This is a genomic window from Zavarzinella formosa DSM 19928 (genome assembly GCF_000255705.1).
Lineage (GTDB): Bacteria > Planctomycetota > Planctomycetia > Gemmatales > Gemmataceae > Zavarzinella > Zavarzinella formosa.
Window position 1 is genome coordinate 1 of record NZ_AIAB01000554.1, and the last position, 1,014, is coordinate 1,014.

Annotated in this window: 2 protein-coding genes; both read left to right on the forward strand. The window is 65.1% G+C overall.

Going from position 1 to position 1,014, the window contains the following annotated elements:
- The coding region (locus BGIM_RS47930) for a hypothetical protein (protein ID WP_040887435.1) at positions 1 to 422 on the forward strand (422 nt) is incomplete at its 5' end.
- A 113-nt stretch (positions 423 to 535) separates the two neighbouring features.
- Positions 536 to 934, forward strand: coding sequence for a hypothetical protein (locus BGIM_RS0100665; RefSeq protein ID WP_020467911.1), 399 nt, complete (start codon positions 536 to 538; stop codon positions 932 to 934).
- Positions 935 to 1,014 lie beyond the last annotated feature (80 nt).

Sequence of the window (1,014 nt, forward strand, 5' to 3'; positions counted from 1 at the left end):
TCGGCTCGCCGCCCGGCGACGCCGTTGCCGCCGCGAGGGCGAAGCTGGCATTGGAGGGGCTGTTTCGGCTCTTCGCCGGGGACCGGCCGAGTGAGTCGCAGTACATCGCTCGTTGGGGGCCGATCTCCGAGCGAGCGTGGGCGGCGGGCCACGGCCGCGAGCCGGAAACACCGCCCAAGGAGATGGGTGACCTGTGGCCGGTGGTTTGGGAAGGACAGTCGGTCGGGTCGCTCAAGGATCCCCAACATCACCGATTCGGCTGCGTCGGGGCGTGGATGCCGGCTGTTCCACCGTCAGGGCGGTTCGCGGCCTCGCTCGGGTCAGCCCCGCAGTTGCCGCTGATCGTGTGGGTCGGCGGGGTCAGGGCGCTGATTGAGGAGCCGCCTTCAGAGTCCGGGGTGTTATCCTTGTCTTGGGTGTAGCGAAACGCCGAACAAAACGTTGCAGGTGATCGGGGCCTGAATCGTCGTTAATTGGTTACAGGTTCTCCGGCCCCGGCGCCTGAACTTGAGCGTTCGGCAAGAAAGTGCGGCAGATGCGAAGTGTTGTTGTGGCCATTCCCGTGGCGGTTTTTGTTCTCGCGGGGTGCCAGCGAGACCCGGTGGCCCCAATTCCCGCCGGTCCCGCTCAAACAGGGAAGCCTGCCGTGCAGGGAATGAATGTTATTCGCGTCACGGTCACGGCCGGCGGTGACATTGCCGCCGATGGCCAGCCCGTTACGCTTGAGCAGTTGGCGGCGAAGTTCGCCGACCTCAAGCGAACTGGGGGAACTGTTTGGTATCATCGGGCGAACCCATCCGGCGAGCCGCACCCGAATGCCATGAAGGTGATCGAGCTGGTGGCCGAAAACAAACTGCCGGTCAAGTTGTCGGCCCGGCCGGACTTCTCCGATGCGGTCGATGACAAGGGTGTGTCCCGACCCGGCAGGCAATAGCGCCGAACCAAGCGTTGCGGCTGACCCCGCCCTCGGCTTTGCCACGCTAGCCCCACTTGCAACGATAGGTGACGGGGTGC

Bases quoted from the DNA above. Each gene is read 5' to 3' on its own strand.
- BGIM_RS0100665 (WP_020467911.1), top strand. From the start codon at position 536: ATGCGAAGTGTTGTTGTGGCCATTCCCGTGGCGGTTTTTGTTCTCGCG.